The sequence below is a fragment of the Bifidobacterium aesculapii genome, assembly GCF_001417815.1.
GTDB classification, from domain to species: Bacteria; Actinomycetota; Actinomycetes; order Actinomycetales; family Bifidobacteriaceae; genus Bifidobacterium; species Bifidobacterium aesculapii.
In genome coordinates this window covers 18,077-42,357 of the sequence record NZ_BCFK01000003.1, presented here as the reverse complement: position 1 = coordinate 42,357, position 24,281 = coordinate 18,077, and the positions used below count along the sequence as shown (strand labels likewise).

Annotated in this window: 16 protein-coding genes and 1 pseudogene; 4 read left to right on the top strand and 13 right to left on the bottom strand. The window is 67.0% G+C overall.

The genetic code is table 11. From position 1 onward, the window contains the following. Positions 1–104 precede the first annotated feature (104 nt). The 6 genes and pseudogenes from BFAL_RS00375 to BFAL_RS00350 all read right to left on the bottom strand — a co-directional run bounded on the left by BFAL_RS00375 (position 105) and on the right by BFAL_RS00350 (position 6,140). The gene (locus BFAL_RS00375; RefSeq protein ID WP_055426477.1) at positions 105–1,640 is read right to left on the bottom strand and encodes an acid phosphatase; all 1,536 of its coding nucleotides are present in this window, start codon (positions 1,638–1,640) and stop codon (positions 105–107) included. A gap of 348 nt (positions 1,641–1,988) precedes the next feature. After that, a pseudogene (locus tag BFAL_RS00370) lies at positions 1,989–3,044 on the bottom strand (amino acid ABC transporter permease); the annotation flags it as partial. A 9-nt stretch (positions 3,045–3,053) separates the two neighbouring features. Beyond that, positions 3,054–3,731, bottom strand: coding sequence for an amino acid ABC transporter permease (locus BFAL_RS00365; protein ID WP_034529877.1), 678 nt, complete (start codon positions 3,729–3,731; stop codon positions 3,054–3,056). Next, positions 3,731–4,573 carry a glutamate ABC transporter substrate-binding protein gene (locus BFAL_RS00360; protein ID WP_055426476.1) on the bottom strand — a complete coding sequence of 281 codons (843 nt, stop codon included), beginning with the start codon at positions 4,571–4,573 and terminating at the stop codon, positions 3,731–3,733. The genes BFAL_RS00365 and BFAL_RS00360 overlap by 1 nt, the downstream gene beginning before the upstream one ends. 22 nt (positions 4,574–4,595) lie before the next feature. After that, positions 4,596–5,396, bottom strand: coding sequence for an amino acid ABC transporter ATP-binding protein (locus tag BFAL_RS00355; protein WP_055426475.1), 801 nt, complete (start codon positions 5,394–5,396; stop codon positions 4,596–4,598). A 186-nt stretch (positions 5,397–5,582) separates the two neighbouring features. Further along, positions 5,583–6,140: a YbaK/EbsC family protein gene (locus tag BFAL_RS00350; RefSeq protein ID WP_055426474.1), complete on the bottom strand. Its 558-nt coding sequence runs from the start codon at positions 6,138–6,140 to the stop codon at positions 5,583–5,585. Positions 6,141–6,443: 303 nt separating this feature from the next. Between BFAL_RS00350 and BFAL_RS00345 the strand changes: the two genes are divergently transcribed. Further along, complete coding sequence (locus tag BFAL_RS00345) at positions 6,444–7,586, top strand: putative endonuclease domain-containing protein (protein ID WP_236691600.1); 1,143 nt, start codon at positions 6,444–6,446, stop codon at positions 7,584–7,586. Between the two features lie 73 nt (positions 7,587–7,659). Here the strand turns inward: BFAL_RS00345 and aspS are convergent, their stop codons facing one another. After that, positions 7,660–9,456, bottom strand: coding sequence for an aspartate--tRNA ligase (aspS, locus tag BFAL_RS00340; protein ID WP_055426473.1), 1,797 nt, complete (start codon positions 9,454–9,456; stop codon positions 7,660–7,662). Between the two features lie 65 nt (positions 9,457–9,521). Further along, positions 9,522–10,901, bottom strand: a complete 1,380-nt coding sequence (hisS, locus tag BFAL_RS00335; protein ID WP_055426568.1) for a histidine--tRNA ligase — start codon at positions 10,899–10,901, stop codon at positions 9,522–9,524. 201 nt (positions 10,902–11,102) lie between these two features. Here hisS and BFAL_RS00330 point away from each other — a divergent pair, with 201 nt between their 5' ends. Continuing rightward, positions 11,103–12,554: a DUF349 domain-containing protein gene (locus BFAL_RS00330; RefSeq protein WP_055426472.1), complete on the top strand. Its 1,452-nt coding sequence runs from the start codon at positions 11,103–11,105 to the stop codon at positions 12,552–12,554. Positions 12,555–12,714: 160 nt separating this feature from the next. Here the strand turns inward: BFAL_RS00330 and BFAL_RS00325 are convergent, their stop codons facing one another. Further along, the gene (locus tag BFAL_RS00325) at positions 12,715–14,487 is read right to left on the bottom strand and encodes a bifunctional metallophosphatase/5'-nucleotidase (protein ID WP_055426471.1); all 1,773 of its coding nucleotides are present in this window, start codon (positions 14,485–14,487) and stop codon (positions 12,715–12,717) included. Positions 14,488–14,686: 199 nt separating this feature from the next. On the opposite strand from BFAL_RS00325, the gene BFAL_RS00320 reads away from it, so the two are divergent. Then, the gene (locus tag BFAL_RS00320; protein ID WP_082440215.1) at positions 14,687–16,411 is read left to right on the top strand and encodes an acetolactate synthase large subunit; all 1,725 of its coding nucleotides are present in this window, start codon (positions 14,687–14,689) and stop codon (positions 16,409–16,411) included. Positions 16,412–16,679: 268 nt separating this feature from the next. On the opposite strand, the gene BFAL_RS00315 is transcribed toward BFAL_RS00320, so the two are convergent. After that, on the bottom strand, positions 16,680–19,271 hold the full coding sequence (locus tag BFAL_RS00315) for an ATP-dependent Clp protease ATP-binding subunit (protein WP_055426470.1): 2,592 nt from the start codon (positions 19,269–19,271) through the stop codon (positions 16,680–16,682). Positions 19,272–19,409: 138 nt separating this feature from the next. On the opposite strand from BFAL_RS00315, the gene BFAL_RS00310 reads away from it, so the two are divergent. Beyond that, entirely contained in the window at positions 19,410–20,375 is a 966-nt protein-coding gene (locus tag BFAL_RS00310; RefSeq protein WP_055426469.1) for a universal stress protein, read from the top strand. On the opposite strand, the gene BFAL_RS00305 is transcribed toward BFAL_RS00310, so the two are convergent. The 3 genes from BFAL_RS00305 to BFAL_RS00295 all read right to left on the bottom strand — a co-directional run bounded on the left by BFAL_RS00305 (position 20,369) and on the right by BFAL_RS00295 (position 24,129). Continuing rightward, positions 20,369–21,781, bottom strand: a complete 1,413-nt coding sequence (locus BFAL_RS00305; protein WP_152973439.1) for a DUF3027 domain-containing protein — start codon at positions 21,779–21,781, stop codon at positions 20,369–20,371. The two genes, BFAL_RS00310 and BFAL_RS00305, sit on opposite strands and share 7 nt — an antisense overlap. Before the next feature lie 21 nt (positions 21,782–21,802). Next, a complete protein-coding gene (locus tag BFAL_RS00300) occupies positions 21,803–22,192 on the bottom strand; it encodes a cold-shock protein (RefSeq protein ID WP_055426468.1) in 390 nt (129 codons plus the stop codon). A gap of 101 nt (positions 22,193–22,293) precedes the next feature. After that, complete coding sequence (locus BFAL_RS00295) at positions 22,294–24,129, bottom strand: sensor histidine kinase (RefSeq protein WP_370696042.1); 1,836 nt, start codon at positions 24,127–24,129, stop codon at positions 22,294–22,296. Between the last annotated feature and the right edge of the window lie 152 nt (positions 24,130–24,281).

Below are 24,281 nucleotides of genomic sequence, written 5' to 3'. Positions count from 1 at the left end.
GCGAACAGGTATACGGTTCCAACGTATGGGCGTCATGTGTCGGGCCGGGGCCGTCACGGCCACGCGCGGGCATCCGCCGCGTGAACGCTCGCTGAACTCGGGCGTTACGCGGCGCGGCGCCGGTCGCGCGCACGCAGCGCGGCGACGACGGCGAACGCCGCGCACGTGCCGATGGCGACGGCGATCGCCGCGCGCGCGTTCATGGCGGCGGCGAGCGCGCGCGGCCCTGCCGGGCCTGCCGTGTTCTCGCCGGCCGCCGCGTCGGAGGCGGGGTGCGCGCCGCGGTCCGCGTACTGCGCGTTGACGACTTCGGGACCGTCGAGACGGGTCTCATCGGCCGTTTCGACCTTGACCACGTCGCCCCGCTCGTCCAGGGTGACGCGGGCGCACAGCGCCGCGGCCCAGTTGATGCGCTGCCAGCCGTCCGACGATTCCCACAGCGGGTAGCCGGAGTCGATGGCGGTGCGTGCGAGGATCTCGGCGCGCTGGTCGGCGTGCAGTTGCGGGTAGGCGAGGCGCAGCACGTCGGCGGCGCCGCGCGGCGCGGTGAACGGCTTGCCTTTCTCGGAGGCGACCTGCGGGAAGCCGTAGGTCATGCGGTTCGTATAGACGCGTACGGCGGACGCCTGGTCGGTGACGGGCTCGTCGGCGACCGGGTCCAGGAACGTGTTCGTGTAGCCGCCCTCGCCGTTCGCCTTGAGGTTCGCGATGCACCGGGCGAGCGTGTCGCCGTGGCCGTCGGCGCGGCATCGCTCGGTGAGGTAGCCGCGCAGCTGGCGGGCGGCGGGTTCGATGGACGTGCCGAACTCGTTGTGCCAGTATTGGCCGTTCTGCGCGGAGCCGCCGATGCGCCCGCCCATGATGTCGAGCGGATAGTGGACGCCGAGCACGATGCGGTTGTTGCCGGCCTCCGAGGTGCGCGCCATGATCTGCGGCGCGAGTTCGGGAATCATGCCGGCGAGCGCCACGCCCCACGAGTAGGCGGTGGTGGTGTGCCCGGAGGGGTAGGAGCTGTTCTTCTGCAGGTTGGAGTAGCCGGGGATGTGCTCGCCCCAGGACGGTGATTCCTTGATGTCGAGCGTGGCGGGCAGACCGGCGAGGTCGTTGGTGCCGTCATAGGTGCTCACCGCGCGGTCGAGGTAGGGGCGCGGGTGCATGGCGGCGCGTTTGGACTGGTAGGTGGAGGCGACGTTGAATTTGAACAGGTCGGAGACGCGGCCGAGCCGGCCTTGTTTGAATCCTTCGCTCATGTATCTGCCGAGCGTGGGGCCGAGCGAGTCGGGCATGGTCTCCTCGCCGTAGAGGTCGGAGTCGACGAGCGCGCGTTTGCGCTGGTCGTTGAGGCCGTTGCCGTCGAGGTTCTCCGCGCCTTTGTGGTTGATGGCGACGGCGAGGTCCTCGTCGCGTTTCATCGTGGCGACGTCGAGGACCTTGCCGCCGTGCGCCTTGTCTTTCGGCGCCTGCCAGTAGTCCTTCTCGTAGTCGGAGAGCAGCGCCACCCAGTCCGGGTTAGGCAGCTGGTCGGCGTGCGCGGGCGGGACCGGCGCGGCCACGAGCGACGCGGCGAAGGCGCAGGAGACGATGAGCGCGGTGGCGAGCATATGGACGAAAACGGCGGATAGGTCGTGGAACTGTCTCATGGTTCCCTAACCTATCCGCCGTTTCGCTACGTAGCGCACACTGAGTTCTAACGGATGGTGAACTCTTCGTGCCTGACTAGCGTCCAATGAGTCCGTTGCACCCGGCGCGCCCTGCGGATCCTGCCGTCAGATGCGCCGCCCAGGTGCCGTGTGTGGCCGCCGTGCTCAGATGCTGGGCCGGCCTCCCAGATCGGTGTGGCCCTTGCCGATGCCGTCATCATGCTTGAAGACGGCTCGCTCGTGCCGTTCGCCATGACCGTACTGGTCGTGGCGCTGCTCGGCCTGCGTGGCCTTCGCGGCCTTCGCGGCCTTCGCGCGGCGTTCGGCCTCCTCGTCGCGGATCGGACGGCCGGTGAGCGGGTCGATCTGCGATTCGGGCTGCGTCGCGTCGTAGCCCTGCTCGTAGCGGGTGCGACGCCAGTTGCGGATCGAGGCGTTGGTGCCGCGGTGGTGCACGTGGTACTTGCGCGGCGCGCCGCCGAGCGGCAGCTCCTCGACCTCCTTGGCCACGGCGATCTGGTTGACGTTGGAGGCATCGCCGGCGGCGATCGGCGCGACCGGTTCCGGTTCGGCCGGGGCGGCGGTGCGCTGCTGCATGCGTTCCGGCAGCCATTCGGCAAGCCTGGAGAGCAGCCAGCAGGCGATGAAGTAGATCACCGCGGCCATGACGAGCGTCTGCAGGATGTTGAAGTACATCGAGCCGAGGCGGCGCGACTCCTGCAGCAGATCGGTGTACATGATGATCGAGCCGAGCGCCGTGTCCTTGAGGACGACGACGAGCTGGGTGACGGCGGCGGGCAGCATCGCGTACACGGCCTGCGGCACCTCGATCTGCATGAGCGACTGCGTTTCGGTCAGGCCCAGGGCGAGCGAGGCCTCACGCTGGCCGTTTGGCAGGTTGCCGACGCCGGAGCGCACGAGTTCGGCGACGACCGAACCGTTGTACAGCACGAGCGCGAGCACGACCGCCCAGTACGAGGGGCTCGGCAGGCCCGCGAACGCGAACCAGCGCCAGAAGAAGATCATGAGCAACAGCACCGGCACGGCGCGGCAGAACTCGACGATCACGGCGGAGACGCCGCGCAGCAGCGTGTTCGGCAGCAGACGGCCGACGCCGAAGACGAGGCCGAAGGCGACGGCGCCGATGACGGCGAGCACGGTCGCCTTGACGGTCATCCACAGGCCGGGCAGGTAGAAGTCGGTCCACGCCTCCTTCTCGAGCGCGGGCTTCCACAGCTCCCAGCTCAGCTGGTTCTCGCCGTCCGGCGGGTTGTGCAGACGCATGAGCATGAGCACGACGAGCACGGCGAAGACGAGGCCGGCGACCCAGTTGATGATGCGGATGGTGCGGCGGCCCTTCGGGCCGGGGGCGTCGAACAGGACGGAATTGGAAGTGTCTGCCATGGTCTCCGGTCACCTCCTCACGGCGAGCTTGTTGGACAGGTACGTGGTCAGCATGCCGATCGGGATGATGAGAATCACGTAGCCGAACGCGAAGATCAGGAAGATCTGGACGATCACGTCCGGGCGGAACTCGATCATCTGGCTCATCAGCGACGACGTCTCGGTGGAGACGGACGCGGCGGCCGCGACGGTCGAGTTCTTGAGCAGCGCGATCAGCGTGTTGCCGAGCGGCGCGACGGAACCGCGGAACGCCTGCGGCAGGATGATCTCCGTTGCGGACTGCATGAAGCCGAGCCCGAGCGCGCGCGCCGCCTCGGCTTGGCCGAGCGGCACGGTGTTGATGCCGCTTCGCAGCGACTCGCACACGAACGCGGCCGTGTACAGGCTCAATCCCATGACCGCCAGCCAGAAGAAGTTCGTCGCGAACGTGTCGGAGAACGTGAGCTTCAACTGCGCGTACGCGCCGAGCACCATGAACACCATGATGATGGTCAGCGGCAGGTTCTTGAACAGCTCCACATAGGCGCCGGCCACGGCGCGCAGCGAGGAGATCGGCGAGATGCGCATGACCACGAGGATCACGCCGAGGATCATGGAGAACAGGGCGCTCCACAAGGTGAGCTCGATGTTCACGAGGAACGCGCCCGGCACGTCGTACTGGCTGAACAGTTCGAGGAATCCGTTCATCACTCGTTCCCCTCTCCCTCGTCGGGCGTGGGCGGGTTGTATTCCGCGTTCGGCATGTACGCCGTGCCCTTCGTGTTGTCGCTGATCGCGCGCTGCCAGGAGCCGTCCTGGATCATGTCGACGATCGCGTTGTTGATCTGCGCGGCGAGAGCGGTGTCGCCCTTCTTGATGCCCACGCCGTAGTATTCCTGCGTGAACGGCTTGCCGACGACGCGCAGCTTGCCTCGCGAGGCGGAGGCGAGGCCGGCGAGGATGATGTCGTCGGTGGTGACCGCGTCCACGATGCCAGAGAACAGGGCGGTCGCGCATTCGGCGTAGCCCGGCTGCTCCATGAGCTGCACTTCGGAGGCGAACTTCTCCTTGACGGTGGCGGCGGACGTGGAGCCGGTGACGGAGCACAGGCGCTTGCCGTTGAGGTCCTGCGGGCCCGAGATGGACGTGTCGTCCTTGCGCACGAGCAGGTCCTGGCCGGCCACGAAGTACGGGCCCGCGAAGGAGACGGCCTTCTTGCGTTCGTCGGTGATGGAGTACGTGGCGAGGATCATGTCGACGTCGCCGTTCTGGAGCATGGCCTCGCGCTGCTTGGACGGGGCCTCCTTCCAGATGATCTCGTCCTCGGAGTAGCCGAGCTTCTTGGCGATGTACTTGGCCACGTCCACGTCGAAGCCCACGTAGGTGCCGGACTTCTTGAAGCCGAGTCCGGGCTGGTCGAACTTGATGCCGATGCGGATCTTGCCTTCCTCGTCGGCGCCGCACGCCGCCAGCGAGAGCGTGCAGGCGACCGCGGCGAGTGCGGCGAGGACGCGGCGGGCGATCCGTTTCACTGATGGTGTGAATGTCATTGCTGTATCCCTCCCCGCGGCGTCAGTGGGTGAGGATCTTCGACAGGAAGTCCTTGGCGCGTTCGGTCTTCGGGTGCTCGAAGAACTCGTCCGGCGTGTTCTGTTCGAGGATCTGGCCGTCGGCCATGAACACGATGCGGTCCGCGGCCTTGCGCGCGAAGCCCATCTCGTGCGTGACGCACAGCATGGTCATGCCCTCGTGGGCGAGTTCGACCATGACGTCGAGCACCTCGTTGACCATCTCCGGGTCGAGCGCGGAGGTCGGTTCGTCGAACAGCATGACCTTCGGTCGCATGGCGAGCGCGCGGGCGATGGCGACGCGCTGCTGCTGGCCGCCGGACAGCTGCGAGGGCATCTTGTTGGCCTGCGAGTCGACGCCGACGCGGGCGAGCAGGTCCATGGCGAGGCGCTCGGCCTCCTTCTTATCCATGTGACGCACCTTGATCGGCGCGAGCGTGACGTTCTCGAGGATGGTCTTGTTGGCGAACAGGTTGAACGACTGGAACACCATGCCGACCTCGGCGCGCAGGTTGGCGAGTTCCCGGCCTTCCTGCGGCAGGGCCTTGCCGTCGATGCGGATATCGCCGGAGTCGATGGTCTCCAGACGGTTGATGGTGCGGCACATCGTGGACTTGCCGGAGCCGGACGGGCCGACGATGACGAGCACCTCGCCCTTGTTGACGGTGAGGTTGATGTCCTTGAGGACGTGCAGGTCGCCGAAATGCTTTTCGACGTGGGTCAGCTCGACGAGCGGGCGGCCAGGGGTCTCCGTACCCGGAACCAGCGGCGCCACAGGGCGCGTTTCTTCTTGTTTCTCTGACATAGCCCGTCAGTATAACGGCACCGTGTTACGTGGCTCACACCAAACCGACACCAACCGTTCACCATCCCCTCCCCTTCACTCCCATGGTGCGGTAAACCCCTCATGGTGCGGTGGCTAAAAACGGCTTGATTCCGCCGTTATGGAGAAAGTGTGTCACCGCACCATGGGAGAGGATGCGTACGGGATCTATTGAATCGGACGCGGCTTGCCGAGTGCGGAGACGAACGTGACGCCGGGCAGGTCGGCGAAGATGGAGCCGTCGACCACGAGCTTCGAGGGGCGGATGCCGGAGCCCAGGTACAGCTTCGGGATGGACAGGATGTGCTGGTCGACGAGCAGCGGCCAACCTTCCGGCAGACCGATCGGCGACATGCCGCCCGACTCCATGCCGGTGGCCTCCACGGCCGCGTCGATCGGCGCGAAGCTCACCTTGGAGACCTCGAGCGTGTGCTTGACGACGCCGTTCAGATCGGCGCGCGTGTCCGCCGTGACGAATGCGGCGGCGAACTGCGGCGGCGCCTTGCGCGTCTTGTGCGTGTGCACGACGACCACGTTGCCGGTAATCGCGAACGGCACGTAATACTTCGGGCACCACAGATCGGTGTCCGACTCCTCGTCCGAATTGATCGTCACGCCGAGGATCTTCGATTCCGGCACGCCCGACGCGACCAACTCGTTGAGCCGGTCGAACACCGGCTTCGCCAGCAGATCCCCATCATGCCAGTCCAGAATCTCCAACGTCATACGCACTCCCCTTCCCGCATGTCCCACGTCGTCCGAACGAGCCGGGCCATCCAGCACAATCGGCCACCGTTCGGGTCGATCAGACGACCTCGTTTGCCCGCCCAGCATACCGGTGACTTGCCGGCGAGTCACCGGCGTGCCTATACCCTTTCCCTATAACCCGCACTTCGCACCCGCCCCATCTTTTCCCATGGTGCGGTAACACACTTTCTCCATAATGGCGGAATCAAGCCGTTTTCACCCACCGCACCATGAGGGGTTTACCGCACCATGGGGAATGTACGTTCATAGTTAATGTAGTGAATGATTGATAGCAAGGGGTTGGTCGGCGGCCTCGTGATTGTGGACGAGCTCATCCGACACGCCGTCATGGCATATGTCGGCATCCGGGTTATCCACATTGCCCTGTATTCACACTTCTCTCACATCATCATCGAGTATCCTGCCGCCATGAACACACACGGCTACACCGAAGTACCGCAGAACGGCGAGATGCACGACTACATGCGACATCGTCTGGACGAGCGCGCCGTCATCAAGGCGAAGGAATGCCTGGAACTCCTGCCCCGATTGAGGACGGAACGCACGATCTGTTTCGCTCTCGATACGGCTCTGGAACTCTACGGCGTAGAGACACCGTATTGCCCTAGGTTGAGCGTGTGCGATTTCCGGGTCGTCGTCCGCGACCGAATCATACGATCCTGCATCACCGGAGTCGATTTCCGCACATGGGATCAGGCGTTCGCCGTGCGCAAGCTCGATAATGGGTTGGCCTGCATGCACCCCGTGGACACATGGATCCAATACGCGCGATATCTGGATCTTATGGAACTCGTGGTGCTCGGAGAATCCATCATCAGACGGTTCCATCATTCGACCGACGAACTGGGCAACCGTCTGTCTGCGTTCAAACGTATCGTCGGACGCGCCCGCTGCAAGGCCGCGCTCCCCCTCATGCGCCCATCCGATTCCGTACAGGAGACACGTTCGCGTCTCACTTTGCTGAGGTACGGGTTGTCCATGCCCGTGATGCATCACGACATAGCCGCGTCTGACGGAAGCACCCGTCACACGGTTGATATGGCGTACCCGAAAAGTCGCGTCGCCATCGAATATGACGGCGACCATCATCGACGATTCCGCAGCCAGTACGTCCGGGACCAGCGCAAACGTCGCGACCTGCGCGCGATGGGATGGAACGTCATCGAAGTGTTTGCCGATGACTTGAACAACGACACGGCGCGGCGCGATTTCGCCCGAACCGTGGCGAATGCCATCGGCGCGCCGTTCATAGGCGCGCCGCTTCCCGAATTTCATGCGTTGGCGGACCCGGCACTGCGCCCGAACGCACGGCGCGGCGAATATCTCCGCCGCGCACTCGCCCGCGAAGCCGCCATGCGACGCCCCTCATCCCACCCATGGTGCGGTGACACACTTTCTCCATAACGGCGGAATCAAGCCGTTTTGAACCACCGCACCATGAGGGGTTTACCGCACCATGGGAGGAAAGGGGCTCGGATCAGTCCTCCTCGTCCGGGTCGTAGTCGACGCCGGTCTCGGCACGCTGCTCGGCCGAGATCGGGGCCGGGGCGCCGGTCAGCGGGTCGCGGCCACCGCCGGCCTTCGGGAAGGCGATGACGTCGCGGATCGTGTCCGCACCCGCGAGGATCGACACGGTGCGGTCCCAGCCGAGCGCGATGCCCGCGTGCGGCGGGGCGCCGTACTTGAACGCCTCGAGCAGGAAGCCGAACTTCTCCGCGGCCTCCTCGGAGGAGATGCCGAGCACGTTGAGCACGCGGTCCTGGATGTCGTCGCGGTGGATACGCACCGAGCCGCCGCCCATCTCCTCGCCGTTGCAGACGATGTCGTAGGAGTCGGACATGGCGTGCTCCGGATCCTGGTCGAACTTGTCGATCCAATCCTTGCTCGGCATGGTGAACGGGTGGTGCATGGAGGTCCACTTGGAGTGACCAACCGCCACGTCGTCGTCGTCCGGATCGTCGGTGCGCTTGAACAGCGGGAAGTCGACGACCCACGTGAACGCGAACTTCTTCGGGTCGAGCAGACCGGCGCGGGAGGCGAGCTCGACGCGCACGGCGCCCAGCAGCAGCTGGGAGGATTCGCGCGAGCCGGCGGCGAAGAACACGGCGTCGCCGGGTTCGGCGCCCACGGCCTCCATGAGGCCCGCGCGCTCCGCTTCGGACAGGTTCTTGGCGACGGGGCCCTTGAGTTCGCCGTCCTCGGTGAAGGACACGTACGCGAGACCCTTGGCGCCGCGCTGCTTCGCCCACTCCTGCCACGCGTCGAACTGACGGCGCGGCGTGGAGGCGCCGCCCTTGAACAGGACCGCGCCCACGTACGGGGCCTGGAACACGCGGAACGGCGTGTCCTTGAAGTAGTCGGTGAGCTCGACGAGCGGGTTGCCGAAGCGCAGGTCCGGCTTGTCGGAGCCGTACTTGTCCATCGCGTCCTGCCAGGTGATGCGCGGCAGCGGCAATTGGACCTCGTAGCCGGCGGACTTCCAGATGGCGGCGATGACCTTCTCGGCCATGGCCATGACGTCCTCCTGGTCGACGTACGCCATCTCCATGTCGAGCTGGGTGAACTCGGGCTGGCGGTCGGCGCGGAAGTCCTCGTCGCGGTAGCAGCGGGCCAGCTGGTAGTAGCGCTCGACGCCGGAGACCATGAGCAGCTGCTTCAACAGCTGCGGGGACTGCGGCAGCGCGTACCAGGAGCCGGGCACGAGACGGGCCGGCACGACGAAGTCGCGCGCGCCCTCCGGGGTGGACTTGATGAACGTCGGGGTCTCGACCTCGGTGAAGTCCATCTCCTCGAGCGCGTGGCGGGCGGCCTTGGTCATGTCGGAGCGCAGCTTGAGGTTGTGCTGCATGGACGGGCGGCGCAGATCGAGGTAACGGTACTTGAGGCGCACGTCCTCGCCGGGCAGCTTGTTCTCGGACTCGTTCTCGAGCGCGGTGGACACCTGGAACGGCAGCGCGTCGGACTTGGCGAGGATCTCGATGGACTCGGCCACGACTTCGATCTTGCCGGTGGCGAGATGCTCGTTCTCGTTGCCTTCCGGGCGCAGGCGGACCTCGCCGACGACCTGGATGACGAATTCGCTGCGCAGCGGGCGGGCCATGTCCTCGTCGTAGATGACGACCTGCACGAGACCGGTGGAATCACGCAGATCGATGAAGGCGACGCCGCCGTGGTCGCGGCGACGGTCGACCCAACCGGCGAGGGTGACCTTCTGACCGACCAGGGCCTCGGTGACCTCGGTCGCATGATGTGTTCTGTAAGCCGTCTGGCTCATGCTTCCTCTTTCAATGTTGGCGGTCCCCGCGCACCGTCCGACACGGCGCGCGGAACGACGGAAAATCAGTCGATGACAACGGTTTGCCGGGCATTAACAGTATCCGGCTCCCATGACGTGGCGTCGGCGGGCGTCTGCTCGCCGGAGACGATGTCCTTCACCTCGTCGCCGGCGCCCTCCTGACCCGGGAACCACACGTACGGGATGCCGAGCTTGTCGGCGTACTTGATCTGCTTGCCGAGCTTGGCGGCGGTCGGCGCCACGTCGGCCGCGATGCCGCGCGAGCGCAGCGTGTTCGCGATCGCGTTCGACGCGGCGCGCTCCGCCTCGTCCCACACGGCGACGAGCACGCTGGCGGGCGAGACGCGGCTGGCGTGCGCGCCGGCGGTGTGCAGCATGTAGCTGACCAGACGGCTCAGGCCGATGGACAGGCCCACGCCCGGGTACTTGTGCTTGCCCTGCGAGGCAAGGTTGTCGTAGCGGCCACCGGAGCAGATGGAGCCGAGCGAGTCGGCGCCGTCGAGGAACGTCTCGTAGACGGATCCGGTGTAGTAGTCGAGTCCGCGCGCGATCTTGAGGTCGGCGATCACCGAGCCGGGGCGGATCGCCGCGGCTTGGTCGACGATCATCGCGAGCGTGTCGAGTCCCTGCTTCGCGAGGTCGTACGCCTCGGATTCCCTTCCGATGCCGTGGGCGTCGCACAGCGCGTCGAACTTCGCGGCGAGCTCGGCGCCGTCGGCGGCGGTCAGTCCGGCCAGTTCGAGGCAGGCGCGCGCCTGGGCGTCGTCGGCGCCGCAGCCTTCGACGAGCAGCTTCGCGACCTCGTCGGCGCCGATCTTGTCGAGCTTGTCGATCTCGCGCAGCACGCCTTCGATGTCGGTCAGGCCGAGCCCGCGGTAGAACCCTTCGGACAGCTTGCGGTTGTTCGCGTGCACGGTGGCCTTGGGCAGGCCGAACGCGCGCAGGCGCTCCAACGCGGAGACCATGACGAGCGGCAGTTCGACCTCGTAGTGGTCGGGCAGGTCCCCCGCGCCGATCACGTCGATATCGGCCTGGACGAACTCACGGAAACGGCCCTCCTGCGGGCGTTCGCCACGCCACACCTTCTGGATCTGCCAGCGCTTGAACGGGAACGCCAGCTGCCCGGAATGCTCGACCACATACCGGCTCAGCGGCACGGTCAGATCGAAGTGCAGGCCCAAACGGTCCTCCACCGGAGTGTCGGACTCGCTGCCGACCTCCTGCAGGCGGGACAGCAGGTAGATCTCCTTGCTGGTCTCGCCCTTCTTCAGCAGGGAAGCCCCGGTTTCCACGGCACGGGTCTCGATGCCGAGGAAGCCGTTGAGCTCGAAAACCTCACGGAGCGTGTCGATGACACGCTGCTCCACAACACGTTCAGAGGGGAGCCACTCTGGAAATCCTGAAATTGATGCGCCTTTAGCCACGAAATCAATATAATAGGTGAGGGTTGCGTCAAACACCGCCGCCGGACCGGGTATTTCCCAATGGTCGTTCCGCATGGGAACCGTCATGGGAGAGCCTTGGGAAGCCATATGCCCATACCCGTATGCACATGGCGTCCGCCATCGGCCGCGCGGGGTGCGGGACGCGAACCGCACACACTTCCAAGCTGTAAGGAGCTGGCCATGGCCGACGAGAACGTCACCGAAACCGAGAACACCACCGAGCCCACCGAGCAGGCGACGCAGCCTGCGGTGGAACCGACCGCCCCCGCCGCGGCCGCCGCTCCGAAACCCTCGGCGATGCCGAAGCCGCACGCGCCATCCCCGGCCGCGTTCGCACACAAGCCCGCCGCCGCGCACGTCGCGGCCCCCGCGCCCGCGCAGGGCCACACCGAGGCGGCGATTCACGAGGCCGAGGCGTTCGGCCGCGTGGACGACAACGGCACCGTGTACGTCAAGGAGGGCGAGACCGAGCGCGAGGTCGGCCAGTTCCCGGACGTCTCCAAGGAGGAGGCTCTGGCCCTGTACGCACGCCGCTTCCTGGACCTCAAGGCCAAGCTCGACGCGCTCGCCGCGCGTCTGAAGTCCCGCAACGTCAAGCCGCGCGAGATCGACGAGTCGCTCAAGCTGCTCGCCGAGGAGACCGAATCCCCCGCCGTCGTCGGCGACATCGCCGCCCTGAAGGCGCAGCTCGAGGAGCTGAAGACGGCCGGCGAGGCGAAGAAGACGCAGATCGCCGAGGCCCGCAAGGCCGCGATGGCCAAGGCCATCGAAGGCCGCACCGCGATCGTCGAGAAGGCCGAGGCGCTGGCCGCCTCGCTGGGCGACACCACGAACTGGCGTTCCACGGCGGACAAGTTCCGCGCCCTGTTCGACGAATGGCAGGAGCACCAGCGCAACAACGTGCGCATCGACAAGAAGGACGCGGACGAGCTGTGGAAGCGTTTCTCCGCCGCGCGCACCACGTTCAACCAGTCCCGCCGCAAGTGGGCGCAGGCCCGCGACACGGAGCGCAAGGAGGCCCGCACCATCAAGGAGGAGATCATCGCCGAGGCGAACGAGCTGAAGGACTCCACCGCCTGGGGCGAGACCTCCCGCCGATTCAACGAGCTGATGGACCGCTGGAAGAAGGCGGGCCGCGCCGGCCGCAACGAGGACGACGCCCTGTGGGCGCAGTTCCGCGAGGCCGCCGACACGTTCTTCAACGCGCGCCAGGCCGACCGCGACCAGATCTCCTCTTCGGAGAAGGAGAACCTCGCCGCCAAGGAGGAGCTGCTCAAGAAGGCGGAGGCCCTGGTGCCCGTCGCCGACGAGAAGGCCGCCAAGCGCGCCCGTCAGGAGCTCGCGAAGATCCAGGAGGAGTGGGATCAGATCGGCTACGTGCCGCGCGACGACATGCGCCGCATCGAGGGCCGTCTGGACGCGGTCGACAAGCAGATCAAGGCCGTCGAGGACGCCGCCTGGAAGCAGTCCGACCCGGAGGCCGACGCCCGCAAGTCCAGCTTCGAGGAGCAGCTCAACGCGCAGCTCGCCGAGCTCGACGAGAAGATCGCCGCCGAGTCCGACCCGAAGAAGAAGGCGAAGCTCGAGGCCGAGAAGGCCACGAAGGAGCAGTGGCTCAACGCCGTGAAGTGACGACGGCACCGCGCTGATACCGGTCTACCGGTCGTACTGATACGGTCACATACGCAGGAGGCCCCCGGTTCCCTCAAGGAACCGGGGGCCTCCCCTATCGGGCGCCGTTGCCCACGCCGCGGACCACACGCCCGCCACGCGGGGCGGGGCCGCCCATCGCTCACACGAGCACGACGCCGGTGACGGGCGCGGCGATGCCCACGCCCGGGTGCCGCCCGAGGTACTGCACGAGCGCCTCGTTGTACTTCTCGTCGAACTCCTGATAGTTGGTGCCGGAACGGAATGCGGTGTACCGGTCCCCGCCCTGCAGCAGGAACGAGTTGGACGCGGCGATCACCAGATCGTCGTCGCCGATCGGCCTGCCGTCGATCCTCAGATCCACGATGGTCACGTCGCCCGCGTCCTCGACGGGCTCGCCGGGCACGAGCGGCTGCCTGCCGTCGGTCGTGTACCGGTAGGACACGTTGGACGACACGCCGAGCCTCGAGACGGCGAGTCTTCCCGCCTTGCCGCGCCACTGCTGCGCGAGCACTGCCTTGAGCTCCTTGCCGGTCAAAGTGACCTTGGCCACGTGGAACTGCAGCGCCATCATGCTGTCGACCTCCTTGAGGGTGATGCGTCCGTCGCCGTCGAGGTCGAGGTCGTTCGTGCGCAGGCTGCCGTCGTTCGAGAACCCGACGACGGGAATGCGGTCGCCCGCGTACAGTTCGCGGCGAACCGCCTCGCGCTGCGCATCGGCGACGAGCATGCCGAGCGAGCTTTCGGTGCCGTGCGAGGCAACCTTGCCGAAGTACGCGCCCTTGGCGATGGTGCCGACGACCTTGCCGCCCACGCGTTTCGCCTTCGCCGTGGCCTGCGTGTAGATGGCCGCGGCACGGCGCACCCTCGCGGAGGTCTCCCCCGCGCTGCGCCACGCGGCCTGTCCGACGCCGCCCCGGGCGTCGATGCCGCTCAGATCGTACACGCCGGGCACGCCGGCGGCGACGATGCCGTTGCCGAGGTCCACGTCGCGCACGTCGACATGCGCGCCGCGTCCGGTCCCCTCGATGACGAGGTCCTGCACGGCCATGTCACGCCCGAAGCTGCCCGCTTCGATGATGGGCGCGCCGGCGGCGGTCTTCAGTCGTTTGACGGCGTGGCTGTGGCCCGCGTAGACGAGGTCGACGTTGCGGTCGAGCGCCTCGTCGCCGGTTCCGGCGGCGGCGCTCGCATCGGCGTGGAGCAGCGCGACGACGGCGTCGGCTTCGCCGTTCGCCTCGTCGCCGTCGCTGAGCCGGTCGGCGACGCGGTTGATGGCGTGCACGGCGCGTTCGGTCAGTTCGGCGTCGCGTGTGATGGCGGGCGTGGCGACGGCGCCGAGCGCGTCGGTGAGCGCGCCGACGAACGCGACCCGCCTGCCGTTGACGTTCCTGATCGTGTAGTCCTTGACGTGGCTGAGTGCGCCGTGCTCGGACTTGTTGCGTGCGGAGACGTTCGCGCACAGCCATTCGATGCCGTTGGACGGGTCGGCGATGCGCGTGTTGAAGTCCTTCACGCCGCGGTCGAATTCGTGGTTGCCGACGGCGGAGACGGTCAATCCCCACGCCTGGGCCATCTTCAGCGTGGGCTCGTCCTGTTCGAACGCGGATTCGTAGGGGCTGCCTCCGACCAGGTCGCCGGCGGAGACTGGCACCATGTTGCCCGGATTGTATGCTTCGGCGAGGTCGAACGCGTTGGCGTTGGCCTCCCCCTGTTCGATATGCCCGTGGAAGTCGGTGATGTCCGCGATGGTGACGGTGCGCGCATCCTGCCCGGCCTGGTTCGGGAAGGCGAGTCCGGCCCCGCCTGCGGCGAACGCGCTGGGAGCCGCCAGAGCCGCGGCCACGAGAATGACGAATCCTGCAAGGACGGCCCCACGCCGCCCGCCGGCATTCGTGCGCCGGCTCCACTTCATCCTGCTCACGTTTTCACGCTATGGCGGCCGGTTGAACGGACACGGCCCGCGAATCGTCCATCAAGTGAATTGTCGGTGGCGCGTCGCCGCGCACGGTCCCGCGCACGGATCGCGGGCCGATCGCGGGCCGGGCGACGGCGCGACGACATGCGATACGCGTTCCACAAGACGGAATCCCGCGCTGTTACACTTCCCTACCGTGAACGCAGCAACCACCGCATCGCAGCACCAGCAGCAACAACAGCACCAACAATCCGCGCCGCGCACGCGCACCGTCGCCGACCTGTTCGTCGAATGCCTCGTCAACGAGGGCGTCGAGACGATGTACGGCATTCCCGGCGAGGAGAACATCCCGCTCATGGAGGCCATCGCCCGCGACGGGCGCATCCGGTTCGTCCTCACCCGCCACGAGCAGGGCGCCGGTTTCATGGCCGCCACGCAGGGCCGCCTCACCGGCAAGCCGGGCGTATGCCTGGCGACGCTCGGCCCGGGCGCGCTGAATCTCACGTTGCCGGTCGCGCAGGCGAACACGGCGAACACGCCGCTGGTCGCGATCTGCGCGCAGGGCAACGTGACCCGCCTGTACAAGGAGTCGCATCAGATCATCGACCTCGTCTCGGTGTTCCGCCCGTTGACGCAATGGACGTCGATGATCGTCGAACCGGCGTCGGTGCCGGAGATGGTGCGCAAGGCGTTCTCCATCACCCAGCGCAACCGCCCGGGCGCCACCTGCCTGATCCTGCCGGAGGATGTGGCCGACATGCCCGCCCCGGCCGAGGCGCGTCCGCTGCCGTTGCCGGAGCGCATGCGTTTCGCGCCCACGCGCGACACCATCGACCGCGCGGTACGGCTCATCCGCGCGTCGAAGCATCCGATCATCCTCGCCGGCAACGGCGTGGCGCGCGGCGACGCGGAGAACGAGCTGCTCGCGTTGGCCGAACAACTCAACGTGCCGGTCGCCACCACGTTCGAAGGCAAGGGCGTGATCTCCGACCGCATCCCGCTCGCGCTCGGCGTGGTCGGGTTCATGCGGCACGACTATGAGAACTTCGCGTTCGACGAGGCGGACCTCATCATCTCGGTGGGATTCTCCATCCAGCAGTTCGACCCGAAGAAGATCAATCCGCATGACGACAAGACGATCATCCACATCAACACGTTCAGCGAGGACACGGACGCGCATTATTCGACGGCGCTGAACATCATGGGCGACATCCGCGCCACGTTGGAGGAGCTGATCGCCGCGTTGCGCGAGGGGAACGTCACGTTCGGCGTGTCCCATCCGAAGATCCACGAGCTGCTCACCCACGAATACGAGTCGTACGCGCGCGACGACTCGTTCCCGATGAAGCCGCAGCGCATCGTCGCGGACACGCGCCGCGCGATGGAGACGGACACCGACATCGCGTTGGTTGACACGGGCGCGTTGAAGATGTGGATGGCGCGCCTCTACCCCACGTACTACTCGAACACGTGCGTGATCGACAATTCGCTGTCGACGATGGCGTGGACGCTGCCCGGCGCGGTGGCGGCCTCGCTCGAGCATCCGGGCCGCCCGGTGCTCGCGGTGATGGGCGACGGGTCGTTCATGATGAACGTGCAGGAGATCGAGACGGCGGTGCGCGTGGGCGCGCGCATCGTGATCCTCGTGTGGGTGGACGAGGCGTACGGCCTGATCAAATGGAAGATGGACCTGCATGACGGCGCGCACGAGTATGTGGACTTCAACAATCCGGACGTGGTGGCGCTCGGCATGAGCTTCGGCGCGAAGGGGCATCTCATCGAATCGGCCGACGAGCTCTACCCGACGTTGCGCGCGGCGCTCCGCTCCGGTTCGGGCATCGACATCATCGCCTGCCCGGTCGACTATTCGGAGAACATGAAGCTCATCGCCAAGCTCGGCGAGGTCGATTTCTCGGGCTGACGGCCGGCGGTCGCGGAAGGCCGCCGCGCGCGGACGACGACGGCCCCGACGACGACGGCCCCGACGACGACGGCCCCGACGACGACGGCCCCGACGACGACGGCCCCGACGACGACGGCCCCGACGACGACGGCCCCGACGACGACGGCCCCGACGACGACGGCCCCGACGACGACGGAGGGGCCGGTCCGTTCCAGATGGAACGGACCGGCCCCTCCGTTACGGCTCGTATGAACCGGGAAACAGCCGGCAGGCGGTCACTCGGCCGTCACTCGGCCGCCGGCGCGTCGCCTTCCGTGGAGGCGGCGTCACCGCCCGACGCGGCGGATGCGCCGACGAGTTCGGGCTTGCCGCCCTCGCCGTCCGTCGCGGCGGTGCCGTCGGTCTCGTCGAAGTCCTCGCCCTTGAACGTGAACTCGCCGAGGATGCCTTCGCCCTCCGCGTCGACGACCACGCGCTGGCCGTCCTTGAGCTCGCCCATGAGGATCTGCTCGGAGATCGCGTCCTCGATGTCGCGCTGGATGACGCGGCGCAGCGGGCGAGCACCAAGCAGCGGGTCGAAGCCCTTCTGCGCGAGCAGGTCCTTGGCGGCGTCGGTCAGTTCGAGCGACATGTGGCGGTCGAACAGACGGTCGTTGAGCTGCTTGACGTCGAGGTCGACGATCTGGCGCACCTGCGGCTCGGTGAGCTGCTTGAACACGATGATGTCGTCCAGACGGTTGAGGAACTCGGGGCGGAACTGCTGCTTGAGTTCGGCGCTCACCTGCTCCTTCATGCGCTGGTAGCTGGACTCGGTGTTCGAGCCCAGGTTGAAGCCCGTGTTGGCGGCCTTCGCGATGTCGCGCGTGCCGAGGTTCGTGGTCAGGATGATGATGGTGTTCTTGAAGTCCACCTTGCGCCCCTGGCCGTCGGTGAGATGGCCGTCGTCGAGCACCTGCAGCAGCGTGTTGAAGATGTCCGGGTGGGCCTTCTCGATCTCGTCGAACAGCACGACGGAGAACGGCTTGCGGCGCACCTTCTCGGTGAGCTCGCCGCCCTCCTCGTAGCCAACGTACCCCGGGGGCGCGCCGAACAGGCGCGAGGCGGCGTACTTCTCGGAGAACTCGGACATGTCGACGCGGATCAGCGCGTCCTCGTCGTCGAACAGGAACTCGGCGAGCGTCTTGGCCAGCTCGGTCTTGCCGACGCCGGTGGGACCGGCGAAGATGAACGAACCGGAGGGGCGCTTCGGGTCCTTGAGGCCGACGCGCGTGCGGCGGATGGAACGGGACAGCGCGGAGACCGCCTCGTCCTGGCCGATGATGCGCTTGTGCAGCTCCTTCTCCATGTTGAGCAGCTTCTTGGATTCGGCCTGCGTGAGCTTGAACACGGGGATGCCGGTGGTAGAGGAGATGACCTCGGCGATCACGTCCTCGTCCACGACCATCTTCACGTCGGACTCGCCTTCGTGCCAGGCCTTCTGCTTCGCCTTGAGCTCGGCCTGCATCTTCTCGAGGTCGTCGCGCAGCGCGGCGGCCTTCTCGAAGTCCTGGTCCTTGACGGCCTGCTCCTTGTCGGCGGAGAGCTTGGCGACCTTCTGGTCGAGCTCCTTGAGCTCCGGAGGCGTGGTGAGACGCTTGATGCGCAGGCGCGCGCCGGCCTCGTCGATCAGGTCGATGGCCTTGTCCGGCAGGTTGCGGTCCTGGATGTAGCGTGCGGACAGCTCGGCAGCGGACTGCAGCGCGCCGTCTGTGATGGTCACCTTGTGGTGGTTCTCGTAGCGCGAGCGCAGTCCCTTGAGGATCTCGATGGTCTCGGCGATGGTCGGCTCGTGCACCTGGATCGGCTGGAAGCGGCGTTCCAGCGCGGCGTCCTTCTCGATGTACTTGCGGTACTCGTCGGTGGTGGTCGCGCCGATGGTCTGGAGTTCGCCGCGCGCGAGCATCGGCTTGAGCATGTCGGACGCGCCGAGCGCGCCGTCGGCCGAGCCGGCGCCGACGATCGTGTGGATCTCGTCGATGAACAGCACGATGTCGCCGCGGGTCTTGATCTCCTTGAGGACCTTCTTGAGTCGTTCCTCGAAGTCGCCGCGGTAGCGCGAGCCCGCCACCATCGAGCCGAGGTCCAGCGAGTAGACCTGCTTGCCCTTGAGGGTCTCGGGCACGTCGCCTTCCTGGATCTTCTGCGCGAGGCCCTCGACGACGGCGGTCTTGCCGACGCCGGGCTCGCCGATCAGCACCGGGTTGTTCTTGGTGCGGCGGGAGAGCACGACCATGACGCGCTCGATCTCCTGGGAGCGGCCGATCACCGGGTCGAGCTTGCCTTCGGCGGCCTCCTGGGTGAGGTTGCGGCCGAACTGGTCGAGGATGGCGGAACCGGACTTGTTGGTCTTGTCGGCCACGCCGCCGGCGTTCGCCAGATCGCCCTTGCCCTTGCCGTCGCCGGAGTTGCCGCGGATCATGTCGATCGTGGTGGAGCGCAGCTCGCCCAGATCGACGTCCATCTTGATGAGCACCTGGGTGCCCACGCCCTCGCCCTCGCGGATCAGTCCGAGCAGGATGTGCTCGGTGCCGATGTAGCTGTGGCCGAGCTGCAGCGCCTCGCGCAGGCTGAGTTCCAGCACCTGCTTGGCGTGCGTGGTGAAGGGTATGTGGCCGTTGGACGTCGCGTTGCCCTTGCCGATCATCTCCTCGACCTGCTTGCGGGTGGCGTCGAGCTCGACGCCCTTCGCGGCGAGCGCCTTGGCGGCCACGCCCTCACCCTCGCGGATCAGTCCGAGCAGAAGATGTTCGGTGCCGATGTAGTTGTGCTGGAGAGAGCGGGCCTCCTCCTGCGCCAACACGATCACGCGCCGCGCACGGTCTGTGAACCGTTCGAACATTATTGTCCTTCCTCATGTGACACTGGAGTTCACTTTAGCGATTCGCGGTGACGTTTGCCCCGCCACGTCCCGCATTTCCGCTCTCGACGTATGGAAAGGCGATATGCTGGGAGCGGTACGTGAGCAACAAGGAGGTTTATGATGGCATATCAGCCCGATGCCGATATCGTCGTCGGCGTGGATGGTTCCGACGAGTCGTTCGCGGCGCTCAAGTGGGCGATGCGCGAATCGTCCCTGACCGGACAGCACGTCAACGCCGTGTTCGGTTGGACGCATTCATGGGACATGGGTTCCGAGCCGAACAGCGAGGAGGCGTGGACGAACATGCGCCACGACATCGCCGTACAGCTGCGCGAATGGGTGGACAAGGCGTCCGAGGGGGTCGACTTCGACCCGGACAGCCTCAAGCTCACCTCGGTGAAGGCCTCCGGCACGACGGCACTGCTGCAGATCGGCAGGAACGCGCAGCAGATCGTCGTCGGCCGGCGTTCGCTGGGCCGTGTGGCGCGCTGGTTCCTCGGTTCGCTGTCCGCCTCGCTCGCCGAGTCGGCCGAGGTGCCGGTCACGGTGGTGCGCGTCGCCGGCAACGAGGACGAGTCGGTCACCGACGACATCGCGAACGCGCTGACGCCGGTGAAGGAGACCGTCCACTACGTGCCGAGCGAGGGCGTGGTGGAGGAGTCACGTCGTCCGGTGGTCGTGGGCGTGGACGGTTCGGAGACGTCACGCCACGCGCTGGACTTCGCGATGCGCGAGGCGCAGCTGCATGATTCGCCGTTGCATGTCCTGTTCTGCTGGCAGTTGAAGGATCTGGGCGTGGTGCCCGGCTATGAGCGTGCGGTCGCGCCGATCGAGGTGGGACAGCGCCGCGCCGAGGAGATCCTGTCCGGTCTGATGGCCGGCACCGCGCTGCCCGAGGGGCTTGAGGTCCGCACGCACGCGTTCCACATCCCCGCGTCGAAGGGGCTTATCGCGGCGTCGCGCTATGCGAGCCATCTGGTGGTCGGGTCGCGCGGTCTGAGCGGCTTGGACGCGCATTTCCTCGGCTCGGTCTCACGTCAGATCGTGAACTTCGCCGAGTGCAACGTCACCGTGGTTCACTGACGGTCGGCCGCGTCCGACGCGCCGGATGCCGACGCGGCATCGTCCGTCTCGTCGGCATCCGGCGCGTCGGCGGTTTCCTGCACACCGTCGGTTTCCAGCGCGTCGGCGGTATCCTGCGCGTCATCCGTATCCGGCGCGTCGTCGATATCCGGTACGTCCACATCGTCCGTATCCGACGTGTCGTCGGCATCCGTCGTACCGGCGTCGTCCGGCGCGTCTTCGGTCAGGTCCACGACCGATTCGAGTTCCGGCCCGTCGCCGGGGTCGACGGTGTTCTCCTCCACGTCGGGCGAGTCCGCGTCGATCTCGGTGTTCTCCTCGATGTCGCGTTCCGTGACCTCGTCGGTTTCCGGCGCGTCGGCGTCTTCCGGCGTATCCTCCGGCACGTTCTCGGGCTCCTCCTGTTCGAGGATCTCGATCTGCGCCTTCTCCTCGCGGGGCTTCTGCGCGATGATGTCGATGTGCAGGTCGTCGAAGGCGGGCTTCGACTGCACCCACAGGCGGCTCGGCTCGGGAGGCTCGATCTCGGAGTGCTCGCCGCAGCCGTGGTCGAGGGAGACGACGCGGCCGTCGTCCGGACTCCACTTGTTCGCGCATACGCCGAACAGCAGGTTGAGTTCGCCCTGCAGCGGCACGAAGAACCCGCAGGTCGAGCACAGGTTGCCGGAGGCGGTCTTCGTGGACAGCGCCTTCGGGCCACGCGGCCCGTCGTACCAGCGTTGCGCCGTCTGGGCGCGGCCGAGCGGGGAGAGCACGTGGCGGCGCGACAGGTCGAATTCCTCGACGGCCTCCTCCACGTCATCGTTCTCGGCGGCCGCATCGTCGACAACGGACGTATCCGCGACGGCCGTATCGCCGACGGCGTCCCCTTGGGGATTCACGTCATCCGTCGTCTCCGCCGCGGCATCCGCGTCCGATTCGTCCGCACCGGCTTGCTCTTCGGCGGCGCCCACGTCCTGCGCGCCTTCGCCGTCCTCGCCCGCAACCCCGACGGCGGATTCGGTCCGGCGGAACCCCTCCTCGAGACGCGGGTCGTCCGGATCGGTGCCGATGGAGTCCGTGGGGGCCAGATCGGTGGGTTCGAGACGGTCCTTCCACGGAATCCACGCCGGCGGCATCAGCGCCTGGTCGGTGGGGATGAGCGACGATTCGTTCACCGTCCACGTGCCCACTTCGGCGTCATGGTAGAGCGTGACCGACCACTGCCACCCCTCGTAGCCCTTGATGGCCGCGGCGATGCGGAAATCGGTCACGCCGTCGCCCAGGTCGATGGCGTCGACGACGTCGCCCACCTGGGAGGGATCCTCCGCCACCTCGCGGGCGACGGCCTTCGCCAGCTCGCGCGGGTCGACGGCCGGCACGGACGCCGTGTCGTCGGCCTGCCCGGACTGTTCGGGATTGTGCATGGTGTCGGTCATGGGACGGTCTCAGTCCTCCACATCGAAGTTGTCGGCCACGGCGCGCAGCAGCGTGGCGAGCTTACGGCTTTCCGCCGCCGACGGGTAACGGTGGCGGCGCAATGTGTTGCCGGCGGAATCCAGCAGTTTGATGAGGTCCTCGCAGATGGCGGCCATGTCGTCCGGCTTGGGACGGGTGGCCTTGACGAGCGAGGGGGCGGCGGCGACCGGCGTCACGTCCATCGCCTGCGGGCCCTTGCGCCCCTCCACGACGGAATACTCGACCTTCGCGCCCTTGCGCAATGTGTTGGCGCCGGTGGGCAACGCGGCCGCGGGCAGGAACACGTCCCCGCCTTCATCACTGGTGATGAAGCCATACCCCTTGGCGGCATCGAACCAACGAACTCGACCGGTGGGCATCGTACACTCTCGCTTTCCTACTGAATCAACCTAAGCCGATTCATTCTACCGCACTCCCCCGCCACTCGCCTTCGGCGTAGCGGCGGGGGCCGTGCGGAGGGTCAGCGGCCGAACCAGGGCAGACGGCGCGTCTTCGTGCGTTCCTTGCCCGTGGCTCCCTTCGAGACCAGCACACGCACGGTGTCGTCCGCGTCGTCTCCCGCCGGAGCCTGCCCAGACGCGGGGTTCACCGGGCCGAGCGGCAGCACGATGGTGAACGTGAGGCCGCCGCCTTCGGTCGGTGAGGCGCAGATGAGCCCGTGATGCGCCTTGACCACGGACTGCGCGATGGCGAGGCCGAGGCCGGTGCCGCCCTTCTCCCTCGCGCGCGAGGGGTCGGCGGTGTAGAACCGTTCGAAGATCTGATCGCGTGATTCCTCGGGCACGCCCGGCCCATGGTCCTCGAAGCGCAGCACGGCGTAGTTGGTGCCGGTGCGCATCGAACGGCCCACTTCGACGGCGTCGAGGAACCGCCGCATGGATTCGTCGGTGGACGGCAGCATGGCGAGCTGTTCGGGGGCGATCGAGGCGGGCATGACGCCCAGCCCGACGCGTGCGGGCGAATCGGCCGGAGTGTACCGGTGGATGTTGCCGACGATGTTCGTCACCACCTGACGCAGGCGCGAGGCGTCGCCGGTGAGCGTGACCGCCGTCATGTCGCCGTCCTCGATGGCGACGGACGCCGGATGCTCGAGGTCGGTCGCCGGCCGGTAGACGACGGCGCCGCGCGTCACCTCGCGTTCGGGGTCGAGCGCATGCAGGTCGTCGAGCGCGTCGCCCACCACGCCGGTGAGCGAGACGGTCTGCGTCATGTCGATGCCCCGCCCCTCGTCGAGCCGGGCGAGAGAGAGCAGATCCTCGACGAGCACGGTCATGCGCTGGCTGGAGCGTTCGATGTGCGCGATCGATTCGTCCGCGCGCTCCAATGCGCCGGGCATGCCACGCTGCATCGTGTACAGCTCGGCGTACCCGTGGATGGCGGCGAGCGGCGTGCGCAGCTCATGGCTCGCGTCGGAAACGAAGCGTTTCATCTTCGCCGTCGTCTGCTCCTGTTCGTGGAAGCTCTTCTCGATGCGCGCGAGCATCGTGTTGAGCGAGACGGCGAGCGAGCCGAGTTCCGTGTTCTCGGGCGCCCACGGCACGCGCTGGGTGAGGTCGCCGGCGGCGATCTTCGCCGCGGTCTTCTCGATGCGTTTGAGAGGGTCGAGCGTGCGCTGGATGATGAGCGCGGCCAGGGATCCGCCGAGCAGCACGATGGCGATGCCGACGAACGCGCAGTAGCGGGTCAGCGTGTCGATGATGTCGCGCTGGTCGCCGAGCGAGAGGCCGATGAACACGACGCCTTTGACGCTGCCGTCGTTGCCGATCCACTGGAACGCGGTGACCCGCCAGGGGGCCTTCGCCGCGGCGATCGTCTTCCCGCTGGGCGTCGTGGTCACGACGGTCGGCGCCTGCCCGTCACCTTGCGTGCCGGAGGGGTCGGGGGGCGTGCCGGATTGCGGCGACGCGCCCGCCGACGACGAGCCGTCCGACGAGGCTCCGGCATCGGCGCCGCCGGAGGCGTCGGATGAACCCGTCGTCGATTCGGCGTTCATACGCGCCACGGAGGTGACCACGGCGCTCGTCGTGAACGGCTGGCCGAGCATGTCGTTGGTGAGTTCGCTGTTGGCGGGCAGCTGGGGGATGGACACCACATTGCCCTCGAGCACCGGGTAGAGGCGCGTGTCGATGACGCCGGTCAGTTTGCCGTCCTTCGCATACCGCACCTGCAGGAAGTACGTGCTCAATCCGCCGTTGGTCATGTCGGTCTTGTCGAGCAGCGCGCTGCCCGTCATGACGATGTCGCGCTGCGCGGCTATCTGCTTGTCGGTCTTGTCGAGCAGCGCGCTGCCCGTCATGACGATGTCGCGCTGCGCGGCTATCTGCTTGTCGGTCTTGTCGAGCAGATAGGCGCTGACGAGCTGTCTGATGGACGCGGAGATGCCCACCGTGCCGACGATGAGCACGACGAGCGTGCAGGCGACGAGCTTGGCGCTCAACGACACGCGGT

Excerpts from the sequence above, each read along its gene's own strand:
- BFAL_RS00375 (WP_055426477.1), bottom strand. The coding sequence starts at position 1,640 with ATGAGACAGTTCCACGACCTATCCGCCGTTTTCGTCCATATGCTCGCC.
- BFAL_RS00365 (WP_034529877.1), bottom strand. The coding sequence starts at position 3,731 with ATGAACGGATTCCTCGAACTGTTCAGCCAGTACGACGTGCCGGGCGCG.
- BFAL_RS00360 (WP_055426476.1), bottom strand. The coding sequence starts at position 4,573 with ATGACATTCACACCATCAGTGAAACGGATCGCCCGCCGCGTCCTCGCC.
- BFAL_RS00355 (WP_055426475.1), bottom strand. The coding sequence starts at position 5,396 with ATGTCAGAGAAACAAGAAGAAACGCGCCCTGTGGCGCCGCTGGTTCCG.
- BFAL_RS00350 (WP_055426474.1), bottom strand. The coding sequence starts at position 6,140 with ATGACGTTGGAGATTCTGGACTGGCATGATGGGGATCTGCTGGCGAAG.
- BFAL_RS00345 (WP_236691600.1), top strand. The coding sequence starts at position 6,444 with ATGATTGATAGCAAGGGGTTGGTCGGCGGCCTCGTGATTGTGGACGAG.
- aspS (WP_055426473.1), bottom strand. The coding sequence starts at position 9,456 with ATGAGCCAGACGGCTTACAGAACACATCATGCGACCGAGGTCACCGAG.
- BFAL_RS00330 (WP_055426472.1), top strand. The coding sequence starts at position 11,103 with ATGGCCGACGAGAACGTCACCGAAACCGAGAACACCACCGAGCCCACC.
- BFAL_RS00325 (WP_055426471.1), bottom strand. The coding sequence starts at position 14,487 with ATGAAGTGGAGCCGGCGCACGAATGCCGGCGGGCGGCGTGGGGCCGTC.
- BFAL_RS00315 (WP_055426470.1), bottom strand. The coding sequence starts at position 19,271 with ATGTTCGAACGGTTCACAGACCGTGCGCGGCGCGTGATCGTGTTGGCG.
- BFAL_RS00310 (WP_055426469.1), top strand. The coding sequence starts at position 19,410 with ATGATGGCATATCAGCCCGATGCCGATATCGTCGTCGGCGTGGATGGT.
- BFAL_RS00305 (WP_152973439.1), bottom strand. The coding sequence starts at position 21,781 with ATGCACAATCCCGAACAGTCCGGGCAGGCCGACGACACGGCGTCCGTG.
- BFAL_RS00300 (WP_055426468.1), bottom strand. The coding sequence starts at position 22,192 with ATGCCCACCGGTCGAGTTCGTTGGTTCGATGCCGCCAAGGGGTATGGC.
- BFAL_RS00295 (WP_370696042.1), bottom strand. The coding sequence starts at position 24,129 with ATGACGGGCAGCGCGCTGCTCGACAAGACCGACAAGCAGATAGCCGCG.